The organism is Burkholderiales bacterium (genome assembly GCA_036262035.1).
Classification (GTDB): Bacteria; Pseudomonadota; Gammaproteobacteria; order Burkholderiales; family SG8-41; genus JAQGMV01.
Genome location: DATAJS010000031.1, coordinates 285,402 through 307,496, shown reverse-complemented (window position 1 = coordinate 307,496; position 22,095 = coordinate 285,402). Strand labels below are relative to the sequence as shown.

Genomic DNA, 22,095 nt, shown 5'->3' with positions numbered 1-22,095 from the left:
GCTCAACCGGAAGGCAACGTCATGCAAGTCGTGCTCGCAAAACCCCGCGGATTCTGCGCCGGCGTCGACCGTGCGATCGAGATCGTCGAGCGCGCGCTGGAGCAGTTCGGCGCGCCTATCTACGTGCGCCACGAAGTCGTCCACAACAAGTTCGTGGTCGACGATCTGCGCAGCAAGGGCGCCATTTTCGTCGAGGACCTCGACGAGGTGCCCGCAGGCAGCACCGTCGTCTTCAGCGCGCACGGCGTATCGCAGGCGGTGCGGCGCGAGGCCGAGGCGCGAGGCTTTCGCGTCTTCGACGCGACCTGTCCGCTCGTGACCAAGGTCCACGTCGAGGTCACGAAGAAGCGCTCGCAGGGCCGCGAGATCGTGATGATCGGCCACGCCGGCCACCCGGAAGTCGAAGGCACGATGGGCCAGTCTCAGGGCGGCATGTACCTCGTCGAAAGCCCCGACGACGTCGCGTCGCTGCAGGTCGCCGACCCCGACAACCTCGCCTTCGTGACGCAGACCACGCTTTCGATGGACGATGCGCGCCGTACGATCGACGCGCTGCGCGAGCGCTTTCCGACGATCGTAGGGCCGCGCCGCGACGACATCTGTTACGCCACCCAGAATCGGCAGGACGCGGTCAAGGCGCTCGCCGAAGTGTGCGAGGTGGTGCTGGTCGTGGGCTCGCCCAACAGCTCGAACTCCAACCGGCTGCGCGAGGTCGCGACGCAGCATGCCGGCATCCCGGCTTACATGGTCGACAATGCCGGCGAGCTCGATCCTGCGTGGGTCGCCGGCAAGAACGTCGTCGGCATCACCGCCGGCGCCTCGGCGCCCGAAGTACTGGTCAGAGAGGTGATCGAGAAGCTGCAAACGCTCGGCGCGGCCGAGGTGCGCGAGCTCGAGGGCGCGCTAGAGAAAGTGACCTTCCCGCTGCCCAAGGCGCTCGCCAAAGCCTGATGCCGCTTCAGGGCCGGAAGTCGAGCTCCAGCAGCTTCTGGCTTTTCACCGCCACGCCGCCCTTGAGCGCGGGCGAGAACCGGACATCCTGCCACGCGCGGGTCGCCGCTTTGTCGAAAAGCTTCGCCGGCTCCGCGTCCACGATGTGCATCCTGCGCACGACGCCGCGCTCGTCGATGAACAGCAGCAGGTGCACGCGGCCCGGTATCCCGGTGCCTTCGAGCTCTTCGGGGTAGTCGAGGAAAACCTCGCCGAGCGGCGCCGCGCGCACGTCGAGCTCGCTTGCGGTGTACCACTTCTCGGGGAAAGGCATGTCGGCGCCGCCGCGCACGCCTTGCCGCGAGTCGGTCCGGGTTTCCAGCTCGCGAGCGGCCGCCGGGCTTTGCGCGTCGTAGCCGGACGCCGGGCGCGGCTCGATGGTCGCGTGCAGCGGCTCCGAAGGAACGGCGCCGCGGAAAGGCGCGCGAGCCCCACCCGAGGGCGACACGGTCACGAGCGTCGCCGCGTGCAGGGCGAGCGACGCGGCGACGAACGCCGCCAGCCTGCGCAGGCGTGGCGGGAGGGGAACGGACAGGACCATGCGCTCGGCGCGCCGTACTGATTACCAGCAGTAGTCCATCGTGGCTTTCGGGCTGGTGCCGGTGAACTCGCGCTTGCCGGTGCTGCGCAGTACGAGGTTTCCGCAGTCCGGATCGGTGAACACAGCGCTGCGCGGTGTGGCGGTGATCATCACGCCCTGCGCGAGATCGTTGCCGTTGGTGGGATCGACGGCCGCCACGAGATCGTAGTTGCCCGTAGTCGGGTCCTCGCCCGATCTCACCGGATTGCCGTTGCCGATGCCGAAGAGCCGACCGAGGTCGGTCGTGTAAGTGCCGGCGCTGGTGTATTCGCGCTCTTCGAGCTGCAGCGCCTTGAGCAGGGCGGTCTTGCCTTCGGCGCGCTTGGCCTTGCGCACGTGCTCCAGATAGGACGGCAAGGCGACCGCGACGAGTATCGCGACGATCGCCACGACCACCAGCAGCTCGATCAGCGTGAACCCCGCGACCGTGCGCTTGCGCGGCATACCCGGCACGCCCATCATGGCCGCACCACTTCGCGCCACGTCGTGCGGCCCTGGTCCCGGCCGAGGCCGATCGGCAGCATGGTGCAGGCGCTGCCCGCGCCGCAGAACATCAATGTCCCTCGACGGTTGCCGCCGCCGCCCGCGAGGCGAGCCTGCGTGCTGCTGTCGAAGAGCGTCCCGTCCTTGCCCGCCGTCTCACCCTTCGCCAGTCCGCCCGTCATCACGCGCGGCGTGTTGGTGATGCCGACCGACGAGCTCACGCCGACCGCGAACACGCCGCCCGAGAGCATATCGGCGCTCGTGATCTTGCCGTCGCCGTTTACATCGATGACCGGCGCGTCGAACGGGCCGCCGGTCGCGGGATTGACGACCATGAGGAAGCTCGTGCCGCCGAAGTCGCACGCGCCGCCGGAAGGAACGAGCGTCGTGAACACGAGCCGCCGCGACAGCACGATCGGGTCGAACGCGATGCGCTCGCCCTTGCCGGGCAGGTCCATGAACCAGCCGCGCTGCGTCGCGTAGTCCGGCCCCTTCAGGGCGCCAATGGTGGTGTTCGCGCGGAATTCGCCGTTCGCGGTCGTCTGCGTAGAAATCTTCTGCTCGAAGAGCTGCCCGGCGCGATCGGTCACGTTCTTCTGCCCCGAGATGGGTTTCTTCTCGTTCTCGTCCCAGATGCCGAAAAAGCTCTGCACTTCGGTCGTCAGCGGATCGTTCGACTCGAAGTACTTGCCGGTGCCGAAGTTGAGGACGTAACCCTTGTTCGACGGATGCACCGTCGCCTGCGCCGTGGTCGTGATCGGCTGCTTTTCACCCGACGGTCCCGGCGAATACAGGGCGAGGCGGTTGTTCGTGCCGTTCCAGTTGCCCGGCACCTTGTCCGAAACGTCGAACTTCCAGAAGTTGCCGAGGAGGTCGCCCGCGTAGATGAAATCCACCATGCCGTCGCCGTTCGCGTCGATCACGTTGGGCGGCGCGAGGCCGTTCGGCTTCGTCGTGTCGCCGGCGAGCCCGGTATCGAGCCTCACGTAGTCGACGCCCGATTGCCAGGTGCGGTTCGTGCCCGTCGGGCCGTCCAGGAAGATGACGTAGATGTAGCCTTTGCCGTCACCGGTGCCCGTCACGCCGCGAATGGTCTCGGTGTTGTTGTATCCGCCGGAGACGATCGCGGCCCACTTGCCGTTCTGCATCTTGCGGATGATCGGCTTGCCGATCGAGTAGCCGAGGCCGTAGGGCTTCGCGCCCCGATTCGCTTCAACCGTCGAGGGAATGTCGTCCTCGACGTTGAACTCCCACATGACCGTCGTCGTGGCGCTCTTCTGCTCCACTGCCGTGGAGTCCGTGCCGCTCGGAACTTCCGGCGGAAGCGTCACGTCGAGGGCGTAGATGCCGCGGTCGCCCCTCCCCAGAGTGCCCACGAGCACCGTTTTCCAGTCCTTGCCGACGAAGGCGTCCGACACGGTGGGCGAACCGTCGACGTAATACCGGTGGGTATAGGTCGGGTTCGTGAGCTGGTTCAGCGCCGTGTGGGTCTTGGACGGGATGTAGGCGAAGCGCTCGACACCGCCGGTCGGGGAAGGCTTGCCGTCCGAGAGCGCCGTCGCGTCGAACCCGTGCAGCATGCCGTCGTTCGCCGCCACGTACACCATCGGCGTCCGGTTGGCCTTGCGGATGCGGTCGCGGAAATCGCGGTACGACGCGTCCACGTTCGGGTCGTTCGGGAGCGACGGCACGTACACCGGGTTGGAGTTGATGATGTCGCCCAGCTTGGTCGTGCGCGGGCGGAAGGAATCGAGCGCGTTGCCTTCCTTGGACGAGTCGCCGCGCAGGTACTGCAGGCGCTCCGCGCCGCGGTTGTCCTGCGTCCCGCCGACGTCCGGACGCGTATTCAGCGAGTCGACCAGAGTCTTGCTGATGTCGGTCGCGGGGTTCGGCGTCGCGCCGGGCCAGCGGAACGCCACGCCCTGACGGTTGCCGCTGCCATTGTCGGCGTAGGTGAGGATCACGCGCGTGTCCGGCGCCGGCAGCTTCGCGGCCGCTTCCCATACCGACGAGGTGAGCGAGCCGTCCTCGTTGACGCCGAACGCAGAGAACGTGCCGGACCACTCTCCGGATCGGAACTGCGCGCCGAACACCGCGGCGTCGGTCCGCACCGAAGTCGAGTTCGCGGCGAGCGAGGTGCCCGTCGCGGTTTGCGAGATGATGCGGAATGCGCGCTCGAGCGCCTGCTCGAGACCGAGGGGGTTGGTGACGAGGAAGTACGTGTCCGGAATGCCGTCGGGCTTGCCCTCCCCCGTCAGGTTGTTCTGCACGTCCCACTCGTTTCCGTCGAGCTGACCGTTCTTGTTACGGTCGTCGAAACCGCCGTACTTGGCCAGGTACCACAGCGGGTCCTTGAGGCTGCCGACGCTCGCGGTCTTCGAGGCGTCGAGCGTATAGGTGACGCTCTGCGCACCGCGCTGGCCGCTGGAGGCGCTCGCGACCTGGCAATTGCGGCAGCCCGCGAAGTTCGCCGGCTGGGCCGTCACGGTGTCGGTGAAGTTGAATCCGAGAATGCCGGAATGGAAATGCGGACCGTCCTGCGTGGTGCCGGCGATGGTGTAGCCGAAACCCTGCGGGTTCGAAGTGGATGCCGAGATCGCGTTGGTCGTGATCTTGACGGTGTTCGCCGCCGCGTCGATATCCCACTCCAGCGTGCCCCACATGTCCTGGTCGTAGTCGCCGCCCTGCTCGGAATCTTCCCAGTTGATGTACACCTTGCCCGTCGAGCGCGAGTCGACGACCGACGTGCGCACGAACTTCATGTCGACGAGCGCGCCGCCGCCGAAGGTGCCGTTCGGCAGCACGAGTCGGTAGATCGGCTGGATCACGATTTTCTGACCGGCTTTCGTCGGCACCGGAATCTCGAGCTGCGGCGTGTTCGTCGCAAGCTGGATGCCGTAGGACGTGACCTTCATCGCATCCGGATCGCTCCCGTTGCCGACGAGATCGGCGCGGACGGGCGTCGTGCGCGCGTGCCGCGCGAGGCCGGCGATCAGGTACGATCCCGCGAGCGTCGGACCTTCGGGGCAGATGCCGGACACGTCGCCGAGCGCGGCGATCGTTTTCTGGGTGCACAGCTCGAAGCCGGCCGTCGCCGAAGTGTCGCCGACGCGCTTGCCGACGAAGAAGCTGCCGTTGGTGATGTTCTCCAGGTCGCCGACGGCGTTCGTGAGCTGGGCGATCGTGCTGCTCGAGTTGATGTCGGTGGCCACGGTGTTCCGAAGGTCGTCGTCGTTCGTCGACACGCTGGCGTTGAAGACGAGCACGTTGAGCTTGGAGCACGCGTTGGCGGCGTTCATGGGCGCTTTCCACGTCTGGAGCGGAAGGCCGAGCGTCGTGTCTTTCGCTCCGCTGACCGTGTACGTGTAGGCGGGGTTCGCCGCGTTGTCGGTCTTCGCCGCGAAGTACCGGATCGCCTCGTAGTAGATCTCCGACATCGGATTGCCCCAGCTCGTGCACTGATTTTCAGTGATGCTCGTGAGCTGGTAGGTGCAGTTGTCCCCGGCGGAGCCGATGTAAGTGCCGTCGGCGTAGTTGTAGCCGTAGATGCGCATCGAGTTGAGCGTCTTGACGATGCCGTTGGTGGACGCGTTGAACGTCCCGTCCGAATTGACCTCGTCGTTGAACGAGCCGACCCCCTTGCGAAGCACGCCGCCGGAGATGTTCTTCGCGTAGCTGCCCGTCATCAGACCGAAGTCGATCGTGTCGGCATACGTCTGCATCAGCCCCACCGGCTTGAGGTTCTCGCCGTATTTCTTGCACTTCTCCGTGCCCACGAGAGCGTCGCTGACGCACGCGCGGATGCGCACGTAATATTCGCCCTTGGCGGATCCCGTTCCGAGGCCGGCTGCGTTCTGCGACGGATTCTCGGCGCTCGAGTTCATCTCGGAGAGCACTGCCAGGTTGCCGTTGCTGCCGACGCCGCCGAAACCCGCCGCGTTGCCGCTGCGCTCCTCGGACCACAGGCATTGCCGCGCCTCGTTCGCGTTCCAGAGCGCGAAGTTGCCCTGCGCCACGCGCAGGAGCGGCGGCGAGGTCGTCGCCTGTGATGTGCTCGTGCCGAGCGTCAGGTTGCACATCGAGATGCCGGTGCTCGAAAGGTTGGTGACCGTCCACTGCGTGCCCGACGCGCCGGCGCCGAAAACGCCCGCGGTATTGACGCGCACGCCGACGATCGAGTTGCCATTGGCCTGCGGATTGATCGCAAAGACCGTCGCGATCATGTAGTTATTGGGCTGGCTCTGGATCTGCAGCTTGAGCTGGTCGCCCACCGCAACGCCGACGAGCGGTTTCAGGAAACGGTAGAGGTAGTCGCCGTTGGCGCTCGGCAGCGTAAACGAAAAGTTGTTCGTCGCGTTCTGGACCGCATGGGTCGCCGGCGGCGAGAAAGGCGTGAGCCGCGCGATGTCCGCCCCGTCGTAGTACTTGGCGAACGAGTGCGCGTCGGTCGGCAGGAACGAGCGTTCGAGAACCGTAAGGCTCGCAGTGTCGCTCGAGCGCATGCCGCCGAACAGAATCTTGCGCACGGCGTCCATACGCGACATGGACGCCCAATTCAGGAAGTTGCCGCTCCACCGGCCCGTGCTGTCGTCGCAGTAGGCGGATCCCGGCCGGGTCACCCCGCTTACCGTTTCGGTCACCGTCGTGATCGAAACGGGCTCGAAACGGTTGTTCGCGGTCGAGTAGTTGTAGCACTTGGTCGGGTCGAAATAGCCGTAATACTTGATCGAGTGCTTGTACGTCGACTCGATGACGCCGTCGTTGTCCAGATCGCCGTAGTCGTTGTACGCCTTCTTGTAGAGCTGCTGGTCCTTCGAAAGCGTGAGCATCACTTTGGGCGGAACGCGGTTCTGGAGGAACAGCGGCTCCTGCGCGAAAGTGATCGCGTAAGTCGGCTGCACAGCCGTGCAGAAGAGCGCGACGGCGGCGACCGCGCGGTTGAGCTTGTGTTTCACGTCGCTTCTCATGAGAGCTCCCGATATTCCTCTGAGGCGCTGTTACTCGGCGGCCTTGATGAAGACTTCCTGAATCATCGCCTGCGTGTTGGGGTTCCGGCCCCAGCCCAGCGCGGTGAAGCGATAGAGGCGGCACGTCTCCGCCAGCGTCCCGTCGTTCTTGCCGCCCGTCAGGTTGATGCAGAGCAGCTCGATCGTGTAACGCGGCTGCCTCGAAAGGCCCGCGAGCTTCGGGGCGTTCGAGAATTTGCCGAACTCGGTCGTCGTCGCATCGCTCGCCCAGTTCACGTCGGGCGGCAGCGAGGGCGGTATGGTGGCGGGATCCCGCGTGTGGAACGCGGCGCGGCACAGCCCGCTGTTGTTGCACGAGCCCTTGTCGGCGGGGTCCGCAGCTATGCCGAACACCGACATGTGAACGTCGCGCGCGACCTTGGCGATGCCGAGAATCTCGTCGCGCGCTTCGCGCAGCGCGGCTTCCGCGGCCTGGTTGGCGAGCGCGAGATCGCGCGCGTTGCCGGCCATGCGCTCTTCGAAGGTGGTCCCGGTCATCGCAGTCACGCCCAGCATGGTCAGCACGACGAGGAACAGCAGCGCTACGACCAGCACGGCGCCGCGCTCGCGGGACGGGCTCGGATGTGGTGTCATGGCTTCGATCTCACGGTTCACGATTGCGCAGCGCCACGGTGAAGCTCATCGTGCGGCGTATGCGCGTTGCATCGGTGCCGCTGAACGCGGGCAGCTTCACCGCATGCAGTTGATATTGGGTCGGGTCCGCCGACGAGCGGACCGCGATGTTCGCGGTCCTGAAGAGAAGCGCGATGCGCACGCTCACGACGGCGTCCATGTTCGTCACCTCGCTCGCGGAGACATAGCGGTCGGCGTTCACGAGATCGCCGTTGGTGTCTTCGCCGTAGAGGATCTGCATGTTCTCGACGTCGTTGACGAGCGCGCGTGTCTCCGCGGCCGCGCCGCCGAGCGAGCTGGCACAGAGCAGCGACGGGATGTTGCCGGGCCGGTCGGGATCGGCCCCGATGCTGAACGTGCTCGTCGCCATGACGCCCGGCAGAACCCGCCTGCCCAGACAGTCCGCGGTGGTGCTGTCGATGTCGCCCTGGAAACTGACCGTGATCGAATCGGACGCCGTGGCGGTGCCGCCCTCCGCGCCCGTCAGCGCGAGGGGATTGGGTGCGCTGAAGACCCCCTGATAGGGCGGCGTGCTGATCGGAAAGGTCGCCGGCGTGCTCATGTAGCCCGCCATCCGCAGGTTCCTCGAAAGTGCGTCGTGCACGTAGCGCATGTTCTCCTGCATGCGCGCGACGTCGTCGGTCGTCGCGTAGGTCTTGCGGCTGCCGAGGAAGACCTGTGCGATCACCGCGGTCAGCAGCAGGCCGATCGTCATCGCGATGAGCAGCTCGACGAGGGTGAAGCCGGCCGCGGCCGTGCGCCGCGGAAACGCGTGCGCGGTCATATGTTGAACTGCGTCGTGAAGAGGTTGAGCGCGCTCTCGCCCTTGTTGGGGGCGTTGGCCCGCGAACGATCGTCCAGCCACCAGATCTTGATGACGAAGGACCCGGTGTTGTCGCACTTGGGATCCGAGGGCGTGGCGCGCGGCGTGTCGGTGGGCGTGCTGTCGCGGCAGACCATGCCGATGCCTTTCGGCAGCGAAGAGGCGACGAGCGCGTGCCATTCGAAGAGATCGTTCTTCGCGAGTATGGCCGGATCGGGGCAGCCGGCGCTGCTCGTGCACGAGCTGTTCGCGGCTTCGGTCACTTCCTTGCCGCTCGAGTCGACGTACATGTCGAAGGAGGCGCCGCTCGGATTGCCCTTCATGCGGTCGATCATGTCGGAGGCGAGCACCGTCGCGACCGAGCGCAGGCTCGCGCCCTGGCTGTTCTTGAGCGCGTAGGCCTGCAGGCCCGCGATGCCGAGCATGCCGAAAGCGATCACGACGATCGAGATCAGCACTTCGAGCATGGTGAAGCCGCGTTGCGGCACGCGTATCGAGTGGGTTTTCATTTCGCCTTGGAGCAGTCTTTATCGACCTTGGTGACCGACGCGCGTCCCGTGGTGCTCACCGTGACGAGCCGCCCGACGTCACGGGAATCGCAGATCCTCATCGTCGAGGCGCCGCTGGTGGCGATGCCGGTCGGTGCGTACGTGATCGCGCCTTTCGGTCCGCTGCTCACGCCCGGCACGTTCTCCAGCTCGTTGGAGCCGGTGATCTCGCCCGTCGTAAGGGGCACGGTGCCGGCGTCGATCTTGCCGTCGCGATCCGCGTCGATCGCGACGAACCAGCCGCCGGTCCATTTCGGGTCCTTCCCGCACTCGGTGTCGCCCTTGTTCTGCTTGCCGCACAACATGACGGACACACCGCGCTTGACCGCTTCGCTGCGCGCCATCATGAGCCCGGTCATCAGGTCGTTCGCCTGCCCCGTGAGCCTCGAATTCAGGATGAAATCGCGCAGCAGCGGTGCGGTCACGCCGATGAGGATCGCCAGGATGGCGATCGATACCATCAGCTCGATCGCCGTAAAGCCGGCCCGGGCCGTGCGCAGAGGAAGGGGGGACATAGGCGTCGGATTTTGCAGGGCACCCGGCGTACCTGCCACCACGTCCCGACGGGCGGCACGGCGTGCGGAACCAGTGGCGCAGCGGCGGGCGCGCGATGCCGGAAGCGGCGTTTCGAATGCGACAAAAATCACGCTACGTCCCCTCGCCCGCGCCGAGCGTCGTGCGTCCCAGCCGCGTGAGCAGTGCCTGTCCGAACACGATCTCGGCGAGGCCGAGCTCGGCGAGCTTCGCGATCTGCTGATCGGGCAGCCACTCCCCGAGCGCCAGCCGGGACAGCGCGGCCCACTCGGTCGGCGTCATCGCAGCGGTGACGCGCTTCTGCGCGACGCTGCTCGAGCTCTCGTTCGCCGGACACCAGAATTCGTCGTTCGTGGATCGATCGGGAAACATGGTTTCCTCCGTTCACGATGGACGAGACGATACGACCGGCGCGCCGAACGCGGCGTGAACTGCGTCATGAATTCGGGGTCGCGCGGATGAGCGGTGGGCGTCGACCGATGGGCGGGCGGCGGCTTTCGCCGCCGCCCGGTCTGGTGCTAGAATCGCGCCTCCCCGCCGCTGTAGCTCAGTTGGTAGAGCAGGCGCTTCGTAAGCGTCAGGTCGTCTGTTCGAGTCAGACCAGCGGCACCGGTCCCCCGCTTCGCGGGGGCGCGGTGCGATAGTAAACGCCAAAGAGGGAACCTACGGTTCCCTCCTTGGACCTCCCTCCCTCATCGCGCGAACACTTCGGTTACACGCGTCAGGCAACGGCCGGGCTGCGGGTACCTACCTCCTTCGAGATCGCCCACACCGCTTTCTCGAGGTCGGCCTCGTTGTTGAAGAACGACATCGAGACGCGCAGCGCGCCGTCTTTCACGTTGGTGACGACGCGGTGCTTCTCGCGCAGGCGATCCATCAGACCCGCGGCGTCGGGCACGACCACGTTCACGATCTGCGCGCGCTCTTCCCAGGCGGGCGGCGTCTGGGTCCCGAGACCGGCGCGATCGAGCATGGCCATGAAAGTCGTCGTCAGGTCGCGTACCCGCGCCTCGATCTTTTCGAGCCCCACCGATTGGAGGAATTCCGCGCCCGCGTGCAGCACTTTCACCCCGAGAAAATTCGGGTTCCCGCCTTCGAAGCGGTGCGCGACGCTGGTGTAATCGAACTGCGGGTTCGCGTAGGCGCTGGTCCGCGGCGCGTCGGCACGCTGCGGCGCCTTGACGAAAGGCGTCGCGAGCTCGTTCACGAGCTCTTCGCGGCAATACACGATGCCGCTGCCGGTGAGGCCGAACAATCCCTTGTGGCCGCCGATGGCGACGACGTCGGCATTGAGCGAGGAGAGCGGCGCCGCGAGTAAACCCGCGGCCTGCACGCCGTCGACGACCAGCCGTATGCCGCGCTCGCGGCATATGGCTCCCAACTTCGGCAGGTCGACCCGGCAGCCGTTGCCGTAGGTGACGTACGCGGTCGACACGACCCGGGTCCTCGCGTCCATCTGCTCGAGGAACGCTTCGAGCGGCAGCCGTCCGTCGCGGTTCTTCGCGAACCGCAGCGTGACGCCTTTCGCTTCCCAGTGCTTCCACACCCAGACGTTGGCGAGGTGCTCCATGTCGGTGAGCACGATGTTGTCTCCGGCCGCGAGGTCGAAGCCGTGCGCGGCGATGTTGAGACCGTCGGTCGTGTTCTTGGTGAACGCGATCTCGGACGGCTTCGCGCCGAGGAGCGAGGCGAGCGCCGCGCGGGCGCGGCCGGTGTTCTCGGCCGACCAGGCGTCCGCGCCGGCGTTCTCGTACACGTCGCGCGTGTACTCCTCGAGGGCGCGCTGTTGCGCCCGGGGCGGCACGGTCTTGCGTGCGACGTCGAGATAGGTCCAGCGTTCGAGCGTCGGAAACTCGCGCCGCAGCGCTTCCCAATCGGCCATGTCCTCTCCTTATTGCTGCTCGAGCTTCGCCGCCTTGACCACCTTGGCCCAGCGCGCGAGCTCGTTGCGGATGTGCTTGTTGAACGCTTCGGGCGTACTGCCGACCGGGATCACCGCCTCCTCGTTGAGCTTGGCGGTGAGCTCGGGCGACTTCACGATGGTCTGGATCTCGCGCGACAGGCGGTCGATCGCGGCGCGCGGCGTGCCCGCGGGAACGACCACGCCGTACCACGAGCCGGTCTCGTAACCGGGCAGGCCGGCTTCCGCGACGGTCGGGACGTTCGGGATCGCCGGGGAACGCTTGGCGCCGGTCATCGCGATCGCGCGCAGCCGTCCCGCCTTCACCTGCGGCAGCGCCGCGACCGCGCTCGAGAACATCACCGACACTTCTCCGGACAAGAGGTCGGTGAGCGCGGGCGCGAGACCTTTGTACGGCACGTGCGTCATCTTCACGCCGGCCATCATGTCGAAGAGCTCGCCGGCGAGGTGCGACGAGCTCCCTGGCCCGTTCGACGCGTAGTTGATCTGTCCCGGCTTCGTCTTCGCCGTGGTGATGAGGTCCTTCACGCTCTTCACCGGCAGCGAGGGATGCACGACGACGAGCAGCGGCGCGGACGCGATGAGGCTCACCGCCTCGAAATCCTTGAGCGCGTCGTACGGCAGCTTCTTGCGCATGTTGGGATTGATGCCGTGCGTCGCGACCCCGGCAAGAAACATCGTGTAGCCGTCACCGGGCGAGCGCGCCGCGGCTTCCGCTCCGATGGTGCCGCCCGCGCCGGGGCGGTTGTCGACGATGACCTGCTGACCGAGAGCGACCGAGAGCTTCTGGCCGACGAGGCGCGCGATCGTGTCGTTCCCGCCGCCGGGCGGAAACGGCACGATGAAGCGCACCGGTTTGGTCGGATAGTTCTGAGCGTGTGCAGCGACAGGTAAAACCGCCGCGCAGAGCGCGGCGTACAGCAGCTTTCTCATAATGTTCCTGAAATTCCACCATCGAGATTGACACTCGTGCCGGTCACGTAGCTCGCGGCACTCGATACGAGGAAGGTGATGACGTTCGCCACTTCTTCCGCTTCACCGACGCGCCGCATCGGGATGTCCTTCGCGGCGTCGCCGTAGTACTGCTCGGCGCTCTGCCCGGCCTTGGTATAGCGCCGCTCGTGCTGGCCCGACTTGATCTTGCCGATGCACACCGTGTTCACGAGGATATTGTCGGCGGCGAACTCTTTCGACATCGCCTTGGTGATCGCGAGGCCCGCAGCGCGCGACACGCTCGTCGGATACGACTGCGCGCCCGGCTGTTTCGCGGACGAGATCGTGATGTTGACGATGCGCCCGCCGCCCTGCTTCTTCATGTAGGGCACGGCAAGCCGCGAGCAGCGGATCGCGCCGAACACTTTCAGCTCGATGTCGTCGGCCCATTCCTGGTCGGTGAGCTCGAGGAAAGCGCCGCGCTTGGAAGTCCCGGCGTTGTTCACCAGGATGTCGATGCGCCCGAACTTGTCGGCGACCGCCTTGACGAAGCGCTCGATGTCGCCGGCCTTGCTCATGTCGGCGGACATCGCGAGCACCTGCGCGCCGGTCTTTTCGAGCTCGGCTTTCACGCTGTCGAGCCGCGCCTGATCGCGCGCGCAGATCGCGACGCTCGCGCCTTCCTGCGCGAGCTTGAGCGCGGTCGCCTTGCCGATGCCCTGCGTGCCGCCGGTGACGATGGCCACTTTTCCTTTGAGTCCGAGTTCCACGTGGGTCTCCTGGTGAATGATGACCTCGAGAGTCGCGGCATGTTGTGACGGCCGCGCGGCGCGACGCCGTTCGAGGTGAGTGGATGGGCGTGCGCCGCAATTGTAGCGCGGCGGTTCCGGTCATTTCGCCCTCGCCATGCGCGCCGGAATAGGCGTAGCATGGATCTTGTTTGCTGCAGTGCATCTATATCTCTCTCTGGAGAGTGATAATGATTTCCCGCGTAACGGCTCCATCCTCTCTGTCGCGCCGACTGTGCGCGCTGTGCATGGTGCTCGGGGTTTTCGTCTGCGGCTCCGCCTTCGCCGCGCAGGCGCCGCGGCAAGGGGAAGCGCAGCTCACCGTCGACGCGCTCTCGGTGGTCAAGGTCAAGGCGCAGGCGGTGCGCGACGCGCGCAGCTCGCGCACGCTCGGAGCGGAGCGCGAGGGCACCGGCGTGGTCATCGACAGCAACGGTCTGGTGCTGACGATCGGCTATCTCATCACGGAGGCCGAGAAAGTCGACCTGCTGACCGCGGACGGCAAAGCGTTTCCCGCGACGGTGGTCGGTTACGACAACGCGACCGGCATGGGCCTTTTGAAAGCGTTGACGCCGCTGCCGGTCAAAGCGGTGGACATGGGCGACTCCGCGGCCGTCAAGGAGCGCGAGCTCGTGCTCATCGTCGGCTTCGACGGCGTCGCGCCCGCGTACGTGGTCTCGAAGCGGCCTTTCGTCGGCTACTGGGAATACCTCCTCGACGAAGCGATCTACACCGCGCCGGCGACGGTGAACTGGCAGGGCGCCGCGCTGCTCTCGCGCGAAGGCAAGCTGCTCGGCATCGGCTCGCTCGCGGTCGGGGACGCGATAGGGAGCGCCCAGGCCCAGATCCCCGGCAACATGTTCGTTCCCATCGACATCGTGAAGCCCGTGCTCGGCGACATGGTCGCCAACGGCAAGTCGACCGCCAAAGCGCGCCCGTGGATCGGCGTGAACACCCAGGAAGTGCAGGGCAATCTGATCGTCACGCGCGTGTCGCCCGAGGGTCCGGCGGAAGACGCGGGGCTGCAGAAAGGCGACGTGATCGTCGGGGTCGCCGGCCAGGCGATCCACGGTCAGAAGGACTTCTATACCAAGCTCTGGGCGAGCGGTAACGCGGGCGTGGACGTGGCCGTGGAAGTGCTCAAAGGCAACCAGGTGCAGAAGGTCACGATCAGGTCGATCGACCGGGACCGGTACTTCCGCCCGAAACCGGTCTACTGAGACAGGGTCTGACCCCGGTTTTTCCGGGGTCAGACCCTGGTTTGCTTCAGGCGCTGGTACACCCCTTCCACCATCGCATCGAGCGTATCGAACACGCTCGCGCCCGCGCTTTCGAGCGCGGCTTTCTTCGCCTCGAACGTCCCGAAGCTGCCGTGCACGAGCGCGCCCGCGTGGCCCATCGAAACGCCCGACGGCGCGGTCCTGCCGGCGATCAGCGCGAACACCGGCTTCGCGAAGCGCTGCGCGGTGAGCGCCGCGGCGAAATCTTCCTCTTCGTGTCCGCCGATCTCGCCGATGAGCAGCACCGCCCGCGTGCGCTCGTCCTGCGCGAAGAACGGCACGAGGTCGGCGTAGCGCAGGCCTTTAACCGAATCGCCGCCGACGCCGATCCACGCCGATGTGCCGACGCCGCGCTGAGCGAGGCGGTAGCCCGATTCGTACGAGAGCGTCCCGGACTTCGACATGAGGCCGACCGGTCCCGGCACCAGCGCATCGCTCGGCAGGAAACCGAGCTTCGCTTCGCCCGCGATCGCCATGCCCGGCGTCGACGGGCCCACCCAGATCGCGCGATGCTCGTTCACGAGGCGCTTCGCCTGCAGCGCGTCGTGCACCGGCATGCCTTCGGTCGGCGTGACGATGTAGCGCACGCCGGCTTCGAGCGCATCGCGCATCGCGGCCAGCAGGTCGTACGCGCCGACGAAAGCGACGCAGGTCGTCGCGCCGGTCGCCTCGACCGCGCTCCTGCAATCGGGGTAGACCGGCACGCCGTCGACGTCGCGCTTGTCGCTCTTGGGGGAGACGCCGGCGACGACGTTCGTGCCGTACTCGCGCATGAGCCGGCTGTGCAGGCGCCCGGCGCGGCCGGTGATGCCCTGGATGATGACGGGGGTTTGGCGGTCGATGCGAGGGTTGAGCATTCGGTGAACGGGTGAAGGGTGAAGGGTGGCGCTATCGCGCGTGCAAATGCTTGCGCACGTCGGCGAGCGCTTCGTCGAGGTCGGTGTACAGGGCGATTCCGGCCGCGGTGAGCACTTCGCGCGCGGCGGGCAGGCGGTTGCCGACGAGGCGTGCGACCACCGGCACCTTGAGCGCGGGCGCTTCGCCGATCGCCGCGACGAGGAGCCTGGCGAACTCGCCGAGGTCGGTGATGCCCGCGAAGACGTTGATGAGCACCACCTTGACGCGTGGCGCTTCGCCCAGCCATTGCAGCACCTGCACGATGCGCTTGGTCTCGCCGCGCAAGCCCCCGGTGCGGATGTCGAGGAAGTTGTAAGGCTTCAGCCCGGCCGCGCGCAGCTCGTCGATCAGCATCATCGACAGCCCGGCGCCGGTGGTGAGCAGGCCGATCTCGCCCTGCGGATCGACGACGACGTAGTCGAAGCCGTGGTCGAGCTTGAGCGCGACCTCGGTATACGCGTCCGAGCGCTGCTCGACCACTGTGCGCAAGGCCGGCTGGCGCTCGAGCGCGTTGTCGTCGGTGACGATCTTGGCGTCGCCGGCGACCCACGTGCCGTCGCGTTTGACGAACAGCGGATTGATCTCGACGAGCACCGCTTCGCGCTCGACGAAGAACTTCGCGAGCTTCGCGCCGGCGTCTCGAAGGGCGCGCGCCTTGTGGTCCGCCATGCCCGCGGTCGCACGCTCGACCGCGGCGATCATCGCGGCGGCTTCGGCGGGAACGGTCTCGGTGCGGATCGCGTCGTGCGGCATCGCTTCGATGTCCATGCCGCCGTTTTCGGCGACGATGACGCGCACGCCTGCTGCCGCGGGATCGACGAGGAAACCGATGTAAGCCTCTTCGGACTTCGCGACCTGCTGCTCGACGCGCACGCTGTCGACTCGCTTCGCTTTCACCGTGCGGCCGATCATGTCGCGCCGCAGCGCCGCGACTTCGTCGCGCGTCGCGGCCTTGCGGATGATGCCCGCCTTGCCGCGGCCGCCCGCGGCGATCTGGCCTTTCACCACCCACGGTCCGCGCGGCAGCTCGGCGGCATCGTTCGAGGCGTCGAGCAGCACGCCGGCCGGAACGTCGATGCCGTGCGCGGCGAGAAGCTCTTTCGCGTCGTGTTCGAGCAGATACATGTTCAGTCGGCTTTCATACCGGAGAGTTTGACCACTCTTGCCCACTTGGCGCTTTCGGACCGCATGAACTCGCCGAACGCTTCGGGGGTGTTGCCGACCGGCTCCGCGCCGTCGGCGGTGAGGCGATCGAGGACGTCCTTCTGGCCCAGCGCTTTCACGAGCTCTTCGCGGAGGCGATCGACGATCGGTCGCGGCGTGCCGGCGGGGGCGACGAGACTGTACCAGGCGCTCACTTCGAATCCCTTCAGTCCCGCTTCCGCGGCGGTCGGGACTTCGGGATATGCGGCGGATCGCCGCGCGCTGCTGACCGCCAGCGCCTTCAGGCGCTTCGCCCGCACGTTGCCGCCGACCGAGGGCAGGGTCTGGAACGAAAGCTGGACGTTGCCCGCCAGCAGGTCGGTCACTGCGGGCGCGGCGCCTTTATAAGGCACGTGCACGACGTCCGTGCCGGCGGCGATGTTGAAGAGCGCCCCCGCGAGATGGTTCGACGAGCCCACTCCGGCCGAAGAATAGGTCAGTTTCCCGGGCTCGCGCCGCGCGAGGGCGACGAGGTCCTTCAGCGAGCTCACCGGCAGCGACGGGTGCACGACGACCAGCAGGGGCGCCAGGGCGATCAGAGAGACCGGGGCGAGATCGCGCAGCGGATCGAAGGCGAGCTTGTAGAGATGCGGATTCACCGCGATCGGCCCGATGTTCCCCATCAGCAGCGTGTAGCCGTCCGCCGGAGAGCGCACCGCGAGCTCGGTCGCGATATTGCCGCCCGCCCCGGGGCGATTGTCGACGATGACCGGTTTGCCGAGGCCTTCGGCGAGCTTCTGCGCGATCACGCGCCCGACCGTGTCCGTGCCGCCGCCCGCCGCATAAGCGATGATGAGGCGCACCGTCTTGCTCGGGTACTGCTGGGCGCTGGAAGGCGCCCACGGTGCGGCGAGCAGCGCCGCCAGCGCGCCTGCGGCCGCCCGGCGCGGGATTCGCGAGAGCTTCTTCATTTCTTGCGCTTGCGCTCGATGAACGCTTGCATCATGCGCTTCGGCTCGTCGGTGTCGCGCGCGGCGACGCACGCCCGTATGCCCTGCCACACCGCGTCGGTCTGCGACATGCGCTGCCAGTCGCGGATCAGCGCCTTCTGCAGGCGGATCGCGCGCGGTCCGCCCAGCAGCACCGAGGACACCATCTTCTCGACGGCGGCGTCGAGCTCCGCCGCCGTGACCACCTTCTGCAGGAAACCGCAGCGGTGGGCTTCCTGCGCGTCGATGATGTCGCCGGTGTAGATGAGCTCGGCGGCCTTGCCCCAGCCGACGAGGGCCGGGAGCAGCACCGCTTCCATGCCCGACGGGATGCCGACCCGAACTTCGGGCATGCCGAACTTCGCGGTGTCGACGCCGATGCGCATGTCGCACGCCGCTGCGAGCTCCATGCCGAAGCCGAGGCACCAGCCGTTGATCCGCGCGATCACCGGCACCGGCAGCATCTGGATCGATGCGTTGGCGACGTGCGTGAGCGTGTGCTCGACCTCGGCCTGCTTCGCGTCGAGGTCTTTCATCTCGGCGATGTCGGCGCCCGCGATGAACGACTTGTCGCCCGCGCCCGTGATGACCGCGACGCGCAGCCGGTCGTCCTTCGCCAGCGCGCCGAAGGTATCGGCGATCGCGCGTTTGCCCGGCATGCCGAGCGTGTTGCGCTTCTCGGGATTGTTGACCGTGATGTACGCCACCCGGCCGGCGTCGCCGCGGTCTTCGACGCGACACTGAATGAGGTCCGCGGGTGCTGGGGCATGCATAGGGGGTGCTCCGACGTGGTAAAGGGGGATGGGCGAGACTAATCAGCCGGGGAGGCGCTTTCAAACGATATTTCGTCATCCCAGCATGAGCAAAGGCGATACTGAAACCCCATCACGCGTTTTCCGCGAAAGGCAGATCGCCGTCGGCCCCGGTCTGCAAGGTGCCGTCCTGCAACGCGCGCTCGATCGTCGATCGCTCGACGTGCGGCGCGAACAGCGCGACGAAGTCGTAGACGAAGCGGCGCAGATAACCGTCCCTGCGCAGGTAGATGTTCACGGTGCCGTGATCGAACAGGTGGCTCACGTCGCGGGTGCGCAGCGTCTTGTCCACGTCGGACTCGAAAGCGATCTTCGGCAGGATGGCGACGCCCATGCCGAGCGCGACATACTTCTTGCAGATGTCGGGATCGACCGCGCTCAACGAGACGTGCGGCGCAAGACCGTGGTCGGCGAAAGCCTTGTTGACGACCCGCCGGCTGCTGAACATCGAGTCGTACGTGATGAGCGGATAGCGCGCGATCTTCTGGAGCGTGAGCCGCGGCGTGTCGGCGAGCGCGTTGCCGGCGGGCATGACCAGACACCGCGCGAGCTTGTACGCGGGCAGCGCGACGAGGCGGTGGAACGTCCCGGACGGGTGCGTGGTGATCGCGAGATCGGCGTGCGAATCCGCGACGAGCCTGCAGCATTCGTCGGGGGTCTCCGCCCGCAGGCTGAACTCGACGCGCGGATAGCGCTCGGTGAACGCCTTGACCGAGCGCGGGAGCGTGTAGCGCGCGTGGGTCTGGGTGGTCGCGAGAACGAGACGCCCGGTCTCCTTGCTGCCGTAATCGGCAGCGACCTCGCGCATCGTGTCGGCATCGCGCACGATGCGCTGGGCGAGGGTGACCAACGCTCGTCCGGGCTCGGTGATGCCGACGATACGGTTGCGCTTGCGCGCAAAGATCGTCACGCCGAGCTCGTGCTCGAGCTCGAGGATCTGCTTGCTGACGCCGGACTGCGACGCGTGGACGGCTTTGGCGGCCTCGGAGATGTGCAGTCCGTGTCGGAGCACCTCGCACAGCGAGCGAAGCTGCCGAATGTTCACCGGCGGCCGGCGCCCGCGGCGCACAGCGCTTCGCCGAGCACGGTCGCGTCGTCGGTGTCGTCGAGCTCGGAGACGAGACGAGCGAGCCGCGTCGCCTCCGGTCGGGCCATGCCCGCATAGCGCGCGTTCGCTACGAATTTTTCGAGCAGCTCGTCATCCGAGAGCGGGAAATCGGGATGGCCTTTGGCGTTGGCGTGCTCTACTTCCAGCACGCCGAAGCGGCCGTGCGCGCGGATGAGGCAGCCTCCGACGTCCCGTCCCTGGGTCGCGGCGTCGGCGGCGCACGAGATCTTGGCGACCCATGCGCGCACCGTCGGCGTCGGCGGAATCTCTTCGGCGAGATGGCGGGGCGTCACTTCGCCGTACGCCAGCGCGATCGCGACCGTCCAGTAGTTGCTGAACTGCGCGGCGACGCGCGTGACGGGCGTGCGGCGCTCGGGGATGTCGCGGCCGACCACGTCGTGCGCCTGCGGGCCGACGACGAGCTCGATGCGCTCGACTTGCGCGAGCTTGTCCCCGAGCTTTGCGCGGAGCTCGAGCGCTGCGCTGATCGCCGGATGCGTGAGACGGCACGTGGGATACGGCTTGAACGAGAGACGGTCGGTCTCCCAACGCTCACCCAACGCATCGACCGCACGTAGCGCATCGAAGCGCTCGTGCAGGTAGACGCGCACGAGGCCGTCTTCACCGGTGAGCGGCTGTTTGACGCCTGGCAGGCCGCGGCTCGCCATCAGCGACGCGAGGATCGCGTTCGACGCGGCGAACCCGGGCTGCACGTGCTTGGTCGGCGCGCCTTCGCGCGTCGATTCGTGGTTGCCGCTGGCAGTGCAGTACACGATGCCGAGCGCGTTGCGCAGGACTTCGGGACTGCCGTCGAGGATGCGCGCGGCCGCGAGCGCCGCGCCGAAATGACCGAGGAGCGCGGTGTAGATCCAGCCGCCTTCGACGAGGTTGAGCCGCGTCGCGACGCCGAGGCGGCAGGTGAGCTCGATGCCGAGCAGCACCGCCTCGCAGAACTGCGCGCCGGAGAGCTTGCCGCGCGCACCGGCGGCGGCGAGGGCGGCGGGGATCGCCGCGGACCCCGCGTGGAGCACCGCTTCGTCGTGGGTGTCGTCGAACTCGAGGACGTGACCGAAGTAGCCGTTGCAGAGCGCCGCGACGTGCGCGGGCACGCGAGGCCCGCCGATCACGCGAGCTTCTTCGCGCCCGCCGCAGTCGGTGAGCACCGCGAGCCACGGCGGCATGCCCATCGCCGCGCGCCCCGCGATCGCCGCGCCGACCCAGTCCATCAGCTCGCGCTTCACCATCGCGCGCGTGCTCGCGGGCACGTCGGACCATCGCAGCCGCTGCGAGAGATCTATGAACGCATCGAGTACCGGTTCGCTCATGGTCGTAAAAACAAAGCTCAACACCGAGGACACGGAGGAACACGGAGGTTCACGGAGGAATTCATTAAAAAACCTCCGTGACCTCCGTGTGCTTTTCCTCCGTGCCCTCCGTGTTAATGCTTTTGACGTTAAAGCTTTGAAAGTCCGAACACACCCGTGTTCATGTCCATCCGCTTCACGAGATGCTCGCCCACGAAGTTGCGCAGGGTCTCGGTCGTGCCGCCGCCGAGGCTGCCGAAGCGCGCGCCGCGGAAGAGCCGCGATACCGCGAACTCGTCGGTGAAGCCGTAGCCGCCGTGCACCTGCACCGCTTCGCTGGTGACGCGGATCGCCATCTCGTTGCAGTAGATCTTCGCCATCGCCGCCATCGCGCGGTCGGGGAAAGGATGGCCGCTCACCGCCGCGCGGTAGAGCAGGCCGCGCGCCGCTTCGATCTCGATCAGCATGTCCGCGCCTTTCCAGCGCATGCCCTGGAAGTCGCCGATCGGCTGGCCGAACGCCTTGCGGTCGCGCATGTATTTCACCGCTTCCTCGAGCGCGCCTTCGGCGCAGCCGAGGCACACCGACGCGTTGAGGCAGCGCTGGGTGTTGAACGCGTTGAGCAGCGTCTTCATGCTGTTCTCGCGCAGGATCAGGTGGTCGAGGGGCACCTCGCACTCGTCGAACACGACGTCGCACAGGTACTCGCCGCCCATGGTGTGATACGCGGCCTTGGCGGTCAGCCCTTTCGTGCCTTGCGGCACCAGCACGCAGCCGATGCCCGCCGCGCCGGGGATGTTGTTCACGCGAGTAAAGACGATGAGCACGTCGGCGATGTCGGCGCGGCTGATCAGCGTCTTCGCGCCTTTGACGATGACGCGGTCGCCCTTGATCGTCGCGTTGGTCTTGTAGTTGGGCACGTCGGTGCCGGCGTCGGGCTCGGTCAGGCAGATCGCGAGCACGCCGCTGCCGTCGGCGACGCGCGACAGGTATTTCCGCGCGATGTCCTTGGGCGCGTAGTTCGCGATGATGCGCGGCTGCACGCCGATCTCGCCCAGCACCGCGAGCGCGGTCGCGTAGCAGGCCTTGCTGATCTCCTCGAGCACGAGCACGGTGTCGAGCACGCTTGCGTCCATGCCGCCGTATTCCTGCGGGATCGCCATGCCGAGCACGCCCATCTCGCCCAGCGCTTTCATGTTCTCCCACGGGAAATCGCCGTTGAGATACTTGACCGCGTTCGGCGCGAGCTGTTTGTGGCGCAGCTTGCGGACGGTGTCGACCATCTCGCGCTGTTCTTCGGAAAGGCTGAAATCCATGTTGACT

At 66.9% G+C, this 22,095-nt stretch carries 20 protein-coding genes and 1 tRNA gene; 3 read left to right on the top strand and 18 right to left on the bottom strand.

Annotated elements, in window-relative coordinates:
* The first annotated feature begins 21 nt into the window (after positions 1-21).
* A complete protein-coding gene (gene ispH / locus VHP37_31385) occupies positions 22-951 on the top strand; it encodes a 4-hydroxy-3-methylbut-2-enyl diphosphate reductase (protein HEX2830880.1) in 930 nt (309 codons plus the stop codon).
* A 7-nt stretch (positions 952-958) separates the two neighbouring features.
* On the opposite strand, the gene VHP37_31380 is transcribed toward ispH, so the two are convergent.
* The 8 genes from VHP37_31380 to VHP37_31345 form a co-directional block, all read right to left on the bottom strand.
* Positions 959-1,531, bottom strand: coding sequence for a TonB family protein (locus VHP37_31380; protein HEX2830879.1), 573 nt, complete (start codon positions 1,529-1,531; stop codon positions 959-961).
* A 21-nt stretch (positions 1,532-1,552) separates the two neighbouring features.
* The gene (locus tag VHP37_31375) at positions 1,553-2,014 is read right to left on the bottom strand and encodes a type IV pilin protein (GenBank protein HEX2830878.1); all 462 of its coding nucleotides are present in this window, start codon (positions 2,012-2,014) and stop codon (positions 1,553-1,555) included.
* Positions 2,015-2,028: 14 nt separating this feature from the next.
* Positions 2,029-7,020, bottom strand: a complete 4,992-nt coding sequence (locus tag VHP37_31370) for a PilC/PilY family type IV pilus protein (protein HEX2830877.1) — start codon at positions 7,018-7,020, stop codon at positions 2,029-2,031.
* Between the two features lie 30 nt (positions 7,021-7,050).
* Positions 7,051-7,653, bottom strand: a complete 603-nt coding sequence (locus VHP37_31365) for a pilus assembly protein (protein HEX2830876.1) — start codon at positions 7,651-7,653, stop codon at positions 7,051-7,053.
* 10 nt (positions 7,654-7,663) lie between these two features.
* Entirely contained in the window at positions 7,664-8,476 is an 813-nt protein-coding gene (locus VHP37_31360) for a PilW family protein (GenBank protein HEX2830875.1), read from the bottom strand.
* Positions 8,473-9,024: a type IV pilus modification protein PilV gene (gene pilV / locus VHP37_31355; protein HEX2830874.1), complete on the bottom strand. Its 552-nt coding sequence runs from the start codon at positions 9,022-9,024 to the stop codon at positions 8,473-8,475. Before pilV ends, VHP37_31360 begins: the two co-directional genes overlap by 4 nt.
* Positions 9,021-9,578: a GspH/FimT family pseudopilin gene (locus VHP37_31350; protein ID HEX2830873.1), complete on the bottom strand. Its 558-nt coding sequence runs from the start codon at positions 9,576-9,578 to the stop codon at positions 9,021-9,023. Before VHP37_31350 ends, pilV begins: the two co-directional genes overlap by 4 nt.
* Positions 9,579-9,711: 133 nt before the next feature.
* Positions 9,712-9,969 (bottom strand): hypothetical protein, encoded by a 258-nt coding sequence (locus VHP37_31345; GenBank protein ID HEX2830872.1) that lies wholly within the window; start codon positions 9,967-9,969, stop codon positions 9,712-9,714.
* A 164-nt stretch (positions 9,970-10,133) separates the two neighbouring features.
* Between VHP37_31345 and VHP37_31340 the strand changes: the two genes are divergently transcribed.
* Positions 10,134-10,206 (top strand) — tRNA-Thr (locus VHP37_31340).
* 112 nt (positions 10,207-10,318) lie between these two features.
* On the opposite strand, the gene VHP37_31335 is transcribed toward VHP37_31340, so the two are convergent.
* Genes VHP37_31335 through VHP37_31325 form a run of 3 tightly spaced genes read right to left on the bottom strand, consistent with a single transcriptional unit; the run spans position 10,319 to position 13,221 of the window.
* Positions 10,319-11,479 carry an aminotransferase class V-fold PLP-dependent enzyme gene (locus VHP37_31335; GenBank protein ID HEX2830871.1) on the bottom strand — a complete coding sequence of 387 codons (1,161 nt, stop codon included), beginning with the start codon at positions 11,477-11,479 and terminating at the stop codon, positions 10,319-10,321.
* A 9-nt stretch (positions 11,480-11,488) separates the two neighbouring features.
* A complete protein-coding gene (locus tag VHP37_31330; GenBank protein HEX2830870.1) occupies positions 11,489-12,451 on the bottom strand; it encodes a tripartite tricarboxylate transporter substrate binding protein in 963 nt (320 codons plus the stop codon).
* Complete coding sequence (locus VHP37_31325; GenBank protein HEX2830869.1) at positions 12,448-13,221, bottom strand: SDR family oxidoreductase; 774 nt, start codon at positions 13,219-13,221, stop codon at positions 12,448-12,450. Before VHP37_31325 ends, VHP37_31330 begins: the two co-directional genes overlap by 4 nt.
* Positions 13,222-13,487: 266 nt before the next feature.
* Between VHP37_31325 and VHP37_31320 the strand changes: the two genes are divergently transcribed.
* Complete coding sequence (locus VHP37_31320; GenBank protein ID HEX2830868.1) at positions 13,488-14,459, top strand: S1C family serine protease; 972 nt, start codon at positions 13,488-13,490, stop codon at positions 14,457-14,459.
* Between the two features lie 29 nt (positions 14,460-14,488).
* Here the strand turns inward: VHP37_31320 and VHP37_31315 are convergent, their stop codons facing one another.
* From VHP37_31315 to VHP37_31285, 7 genes are all read right to left on the bottom strand, one after another.
* Positions 14,489-15,376, bottom strand: a complete 888-nt coding sequence (locus VHP37_31315; GenBank protein ID HEX2830867.1) for a succinate--CoA ligase subunit alpha — start codon at positions 15,374-15,376, stop codon at positions 14,489-14,491.
* Between the two features lie 31 nt (positions 15,377-15,407).
* Positions 15,408-16,541, bottom strand: a complete 1,134-nt coding sequence (locus tag VHP37_31310) for an ATP-grasp domain-containing protein (GenBank protein HEX2830866.1) — start codon at positions 16,539-16,541, stop codon at positions 15,408-15,410.
* A gap of 2 nt (positions 16,542-16,543) precedes the next feature.
* Positions 16,544-17,530, bottom strand: a complete 987-nt coding sequence (locus VHP37_31305) for a tripartite tricarboxylate transporter substrate binding protein (protein HEX2830865.1) — start codon at positions 17,528-17,530, stop codon at positions 16,544-16,546.
* Positions 17,527-18,321 (bottom strand): enoyl-CoA hydratase-related protein, encoded by a 795-nt coding sequence (locus VHP37_31300; GenBank protein ID HEX2830864.1) that lies wholly within the window; start codon positions 18,319-18,321, stop codon positions 17,527-17,529. The genes VHP37_31305 and VHP37_31300 overlap by 4 nt, the downstream gene beginning before the upstream one ends.
* A gap of 112 nt (positions 18,322-18,433) precedes the next feature.
* The gene (locus tag VHP37_31295) at positions 18,434-19,405 is read right to left on the bottom strand and encodes a LysR substrate-binding domain-containing protein (GenBank protein HEX2830863.1); all 972 of its coding nucleotides are present in this window, start codon (positions 19,403-19,405) and stop codon (positions 18,434-18,436) included.
* Complete coding sequence (locus VHP37_31290) at positions 19,402-20,793, bottom strand: MmgE/PrpD family protein (GenBank protein ID HEX2830862.1); 1,392 nt, start codon at positions 20,791-20,793, stop codon at positions 19,402-19,404. The genes VHP37_31295 and VHP37_31290 overlap by 4 nt, the downstream gene beginning before the upstream one ends.
* 128 nt (positions 20,794-20,921) lie before the next feature.
* On the bottom strand, positions 20,922-22,088 hold the full coding sequence (locus VHP37_31285) for an acyl-CoA dehydrogenase family protein (protein ID HEX2830861.1): 1,167 nt from the start codon (positions 22,086-22,088) through the stop codon (positions 20,922-20,924).
* Positions 22,089-22,095: the final 7 nt, after the last annotated feature.

What these genes read in the sequence shown, in the direction of transcription:
- ispH (HEX2830880.1), top strand. Translation starts at nt 22, where the DNA reads ATGCAAGTCGTGCTCGCAAAACCCCGCGGATTCTGCGCCGGCGTCGAC.
- VHP37_31380 (HEX2830879.1), bottom strand. Translation starts at nt 1,531, where the DNA reads ATGGTCCTGTCCGTTCCCCTCCCGCCACGCCTGCGCAGGCTGGCGGCG.
- VHP37_31375 (HEX2830878.1), bottom strand. Translation starts at nt 2,014, where the DNA reads ATGCCGCGCAAGCGCACGGTCGCGGGGTTCACGCTGATCGAGCTGCTG.
- VHP37_31370 (HEX2830877.1), bottom strand. Translation starts at nt 7,020, where the DNA reads ATGAGAAGCGACGTGAAACACAAGCTCAACCGCGCGGTCGCCGCCGTC.
- VHP37_31365 (HEX2830876.1), bottom strand. Translation starts at nt 7,653, where the DNA reads ATGACACCACATCCGAGCCCGTCCCGCGAGCGCGGCGCCGTGCTGGTC.
- VHP37_31360 (HEX2830875.1), bottom strand. Translation starts at nt 8,476, where the DNA reads ATGACCGCGCACGCGTTTCCGCGGCGCACGGCCGCGGCCGGCTTCACC.
- pilV (HEX2830874.1), bottom strand. Translation starts at nt 9,024, where the DNA reads ATGAAAACCCACTCGATACGCGTGCCGCAACGCGGCTTCACCATGCTC.
- VHP37_31350 (HEX2830873.1), bottom strand. Translation starts at nt 9,578, where the DNA reads ATGTCCCCCCTTCCTCTGCGCACGGCCCGGGCCGGCTTTACGGCGATC.
- VHP37_31345 (HEX2830872.1), bottom strand. Translation starts at nt 9,969, where the DNA reads ATGTTTCCCGATCGATCCACGAACGACGAATTCTGGTGTCCGGCGAAC.
- VHP37_31335 (HEX2830871.1), bottom strand. Translation starts at nt 11,479, where the DNA reads ATGGCCGATTGGGAAGCGCTGCGGCGCGAGTTTCCGACGCTCGAACGC.
- VHP37_31330 (HEX2830870.1), bottom strand. Translation starts at nt 12,451, where the DNA reads ATGAGAAAGCTGCTGTACGCCGCGCTCTGCGCGGCGGTTTTACCTGTC.
- VHP37_31320 (HEX2830868.1), top strand. Translation starts at nt 13,488, where the DNA reads ATGGTGCTCGGGGTTTTCGTCTGCGGCTCCGCCTTCGCCGCGCAGGCG.
- VHP37_31315 (HEX2830867.1), bottom strand. Translation starts at nt 15,376, where the DNA reads ATGCTCAACCCTCGCATCGACCGCCAAACCCCCGTCATCATCCAGGGC.
- VHP37_31310 (HEX2830866.1), bottom strand. Translation starts at nt 16,541, where the DNA reads ATGTATCTGCTCGAACACGACGCGAAAGAGCTTCTCGCCGCGCACGGC.
- VHP37_31305 (HEX2830865.1), bottom strand. Translation starts at nt 17,530, where the DNA reads ATGAAGAAGCTCTCGCGAATCCCGCGCCGGGCGGCCGCAGGCGCGCTG.
- VHP37_31300 (HEX2830864.1), bottom strand. Translation starts at nt 18,321, where the DNA reads ATGCATGCCCCAGCACCCGCGGACCTCATTCAGTGTCGCGTCGAAGAC.
- VHP37_31290 (HEX2830862.1), bottom strand. Translation starts at nt 20,793, where the DNA reads ATGAGCGAACCGGTACTCGATGCGTTCATAGATCTCTCGCAGCGGCTG.
- VHP37_31285 (HEX2830861.1), bottom strand. Translation starts at nt 22,088, where the DNA reads ATGGATTTCAGCCTTTCCGAAGAACAGCGCGAGATGGTCGACACCGTC.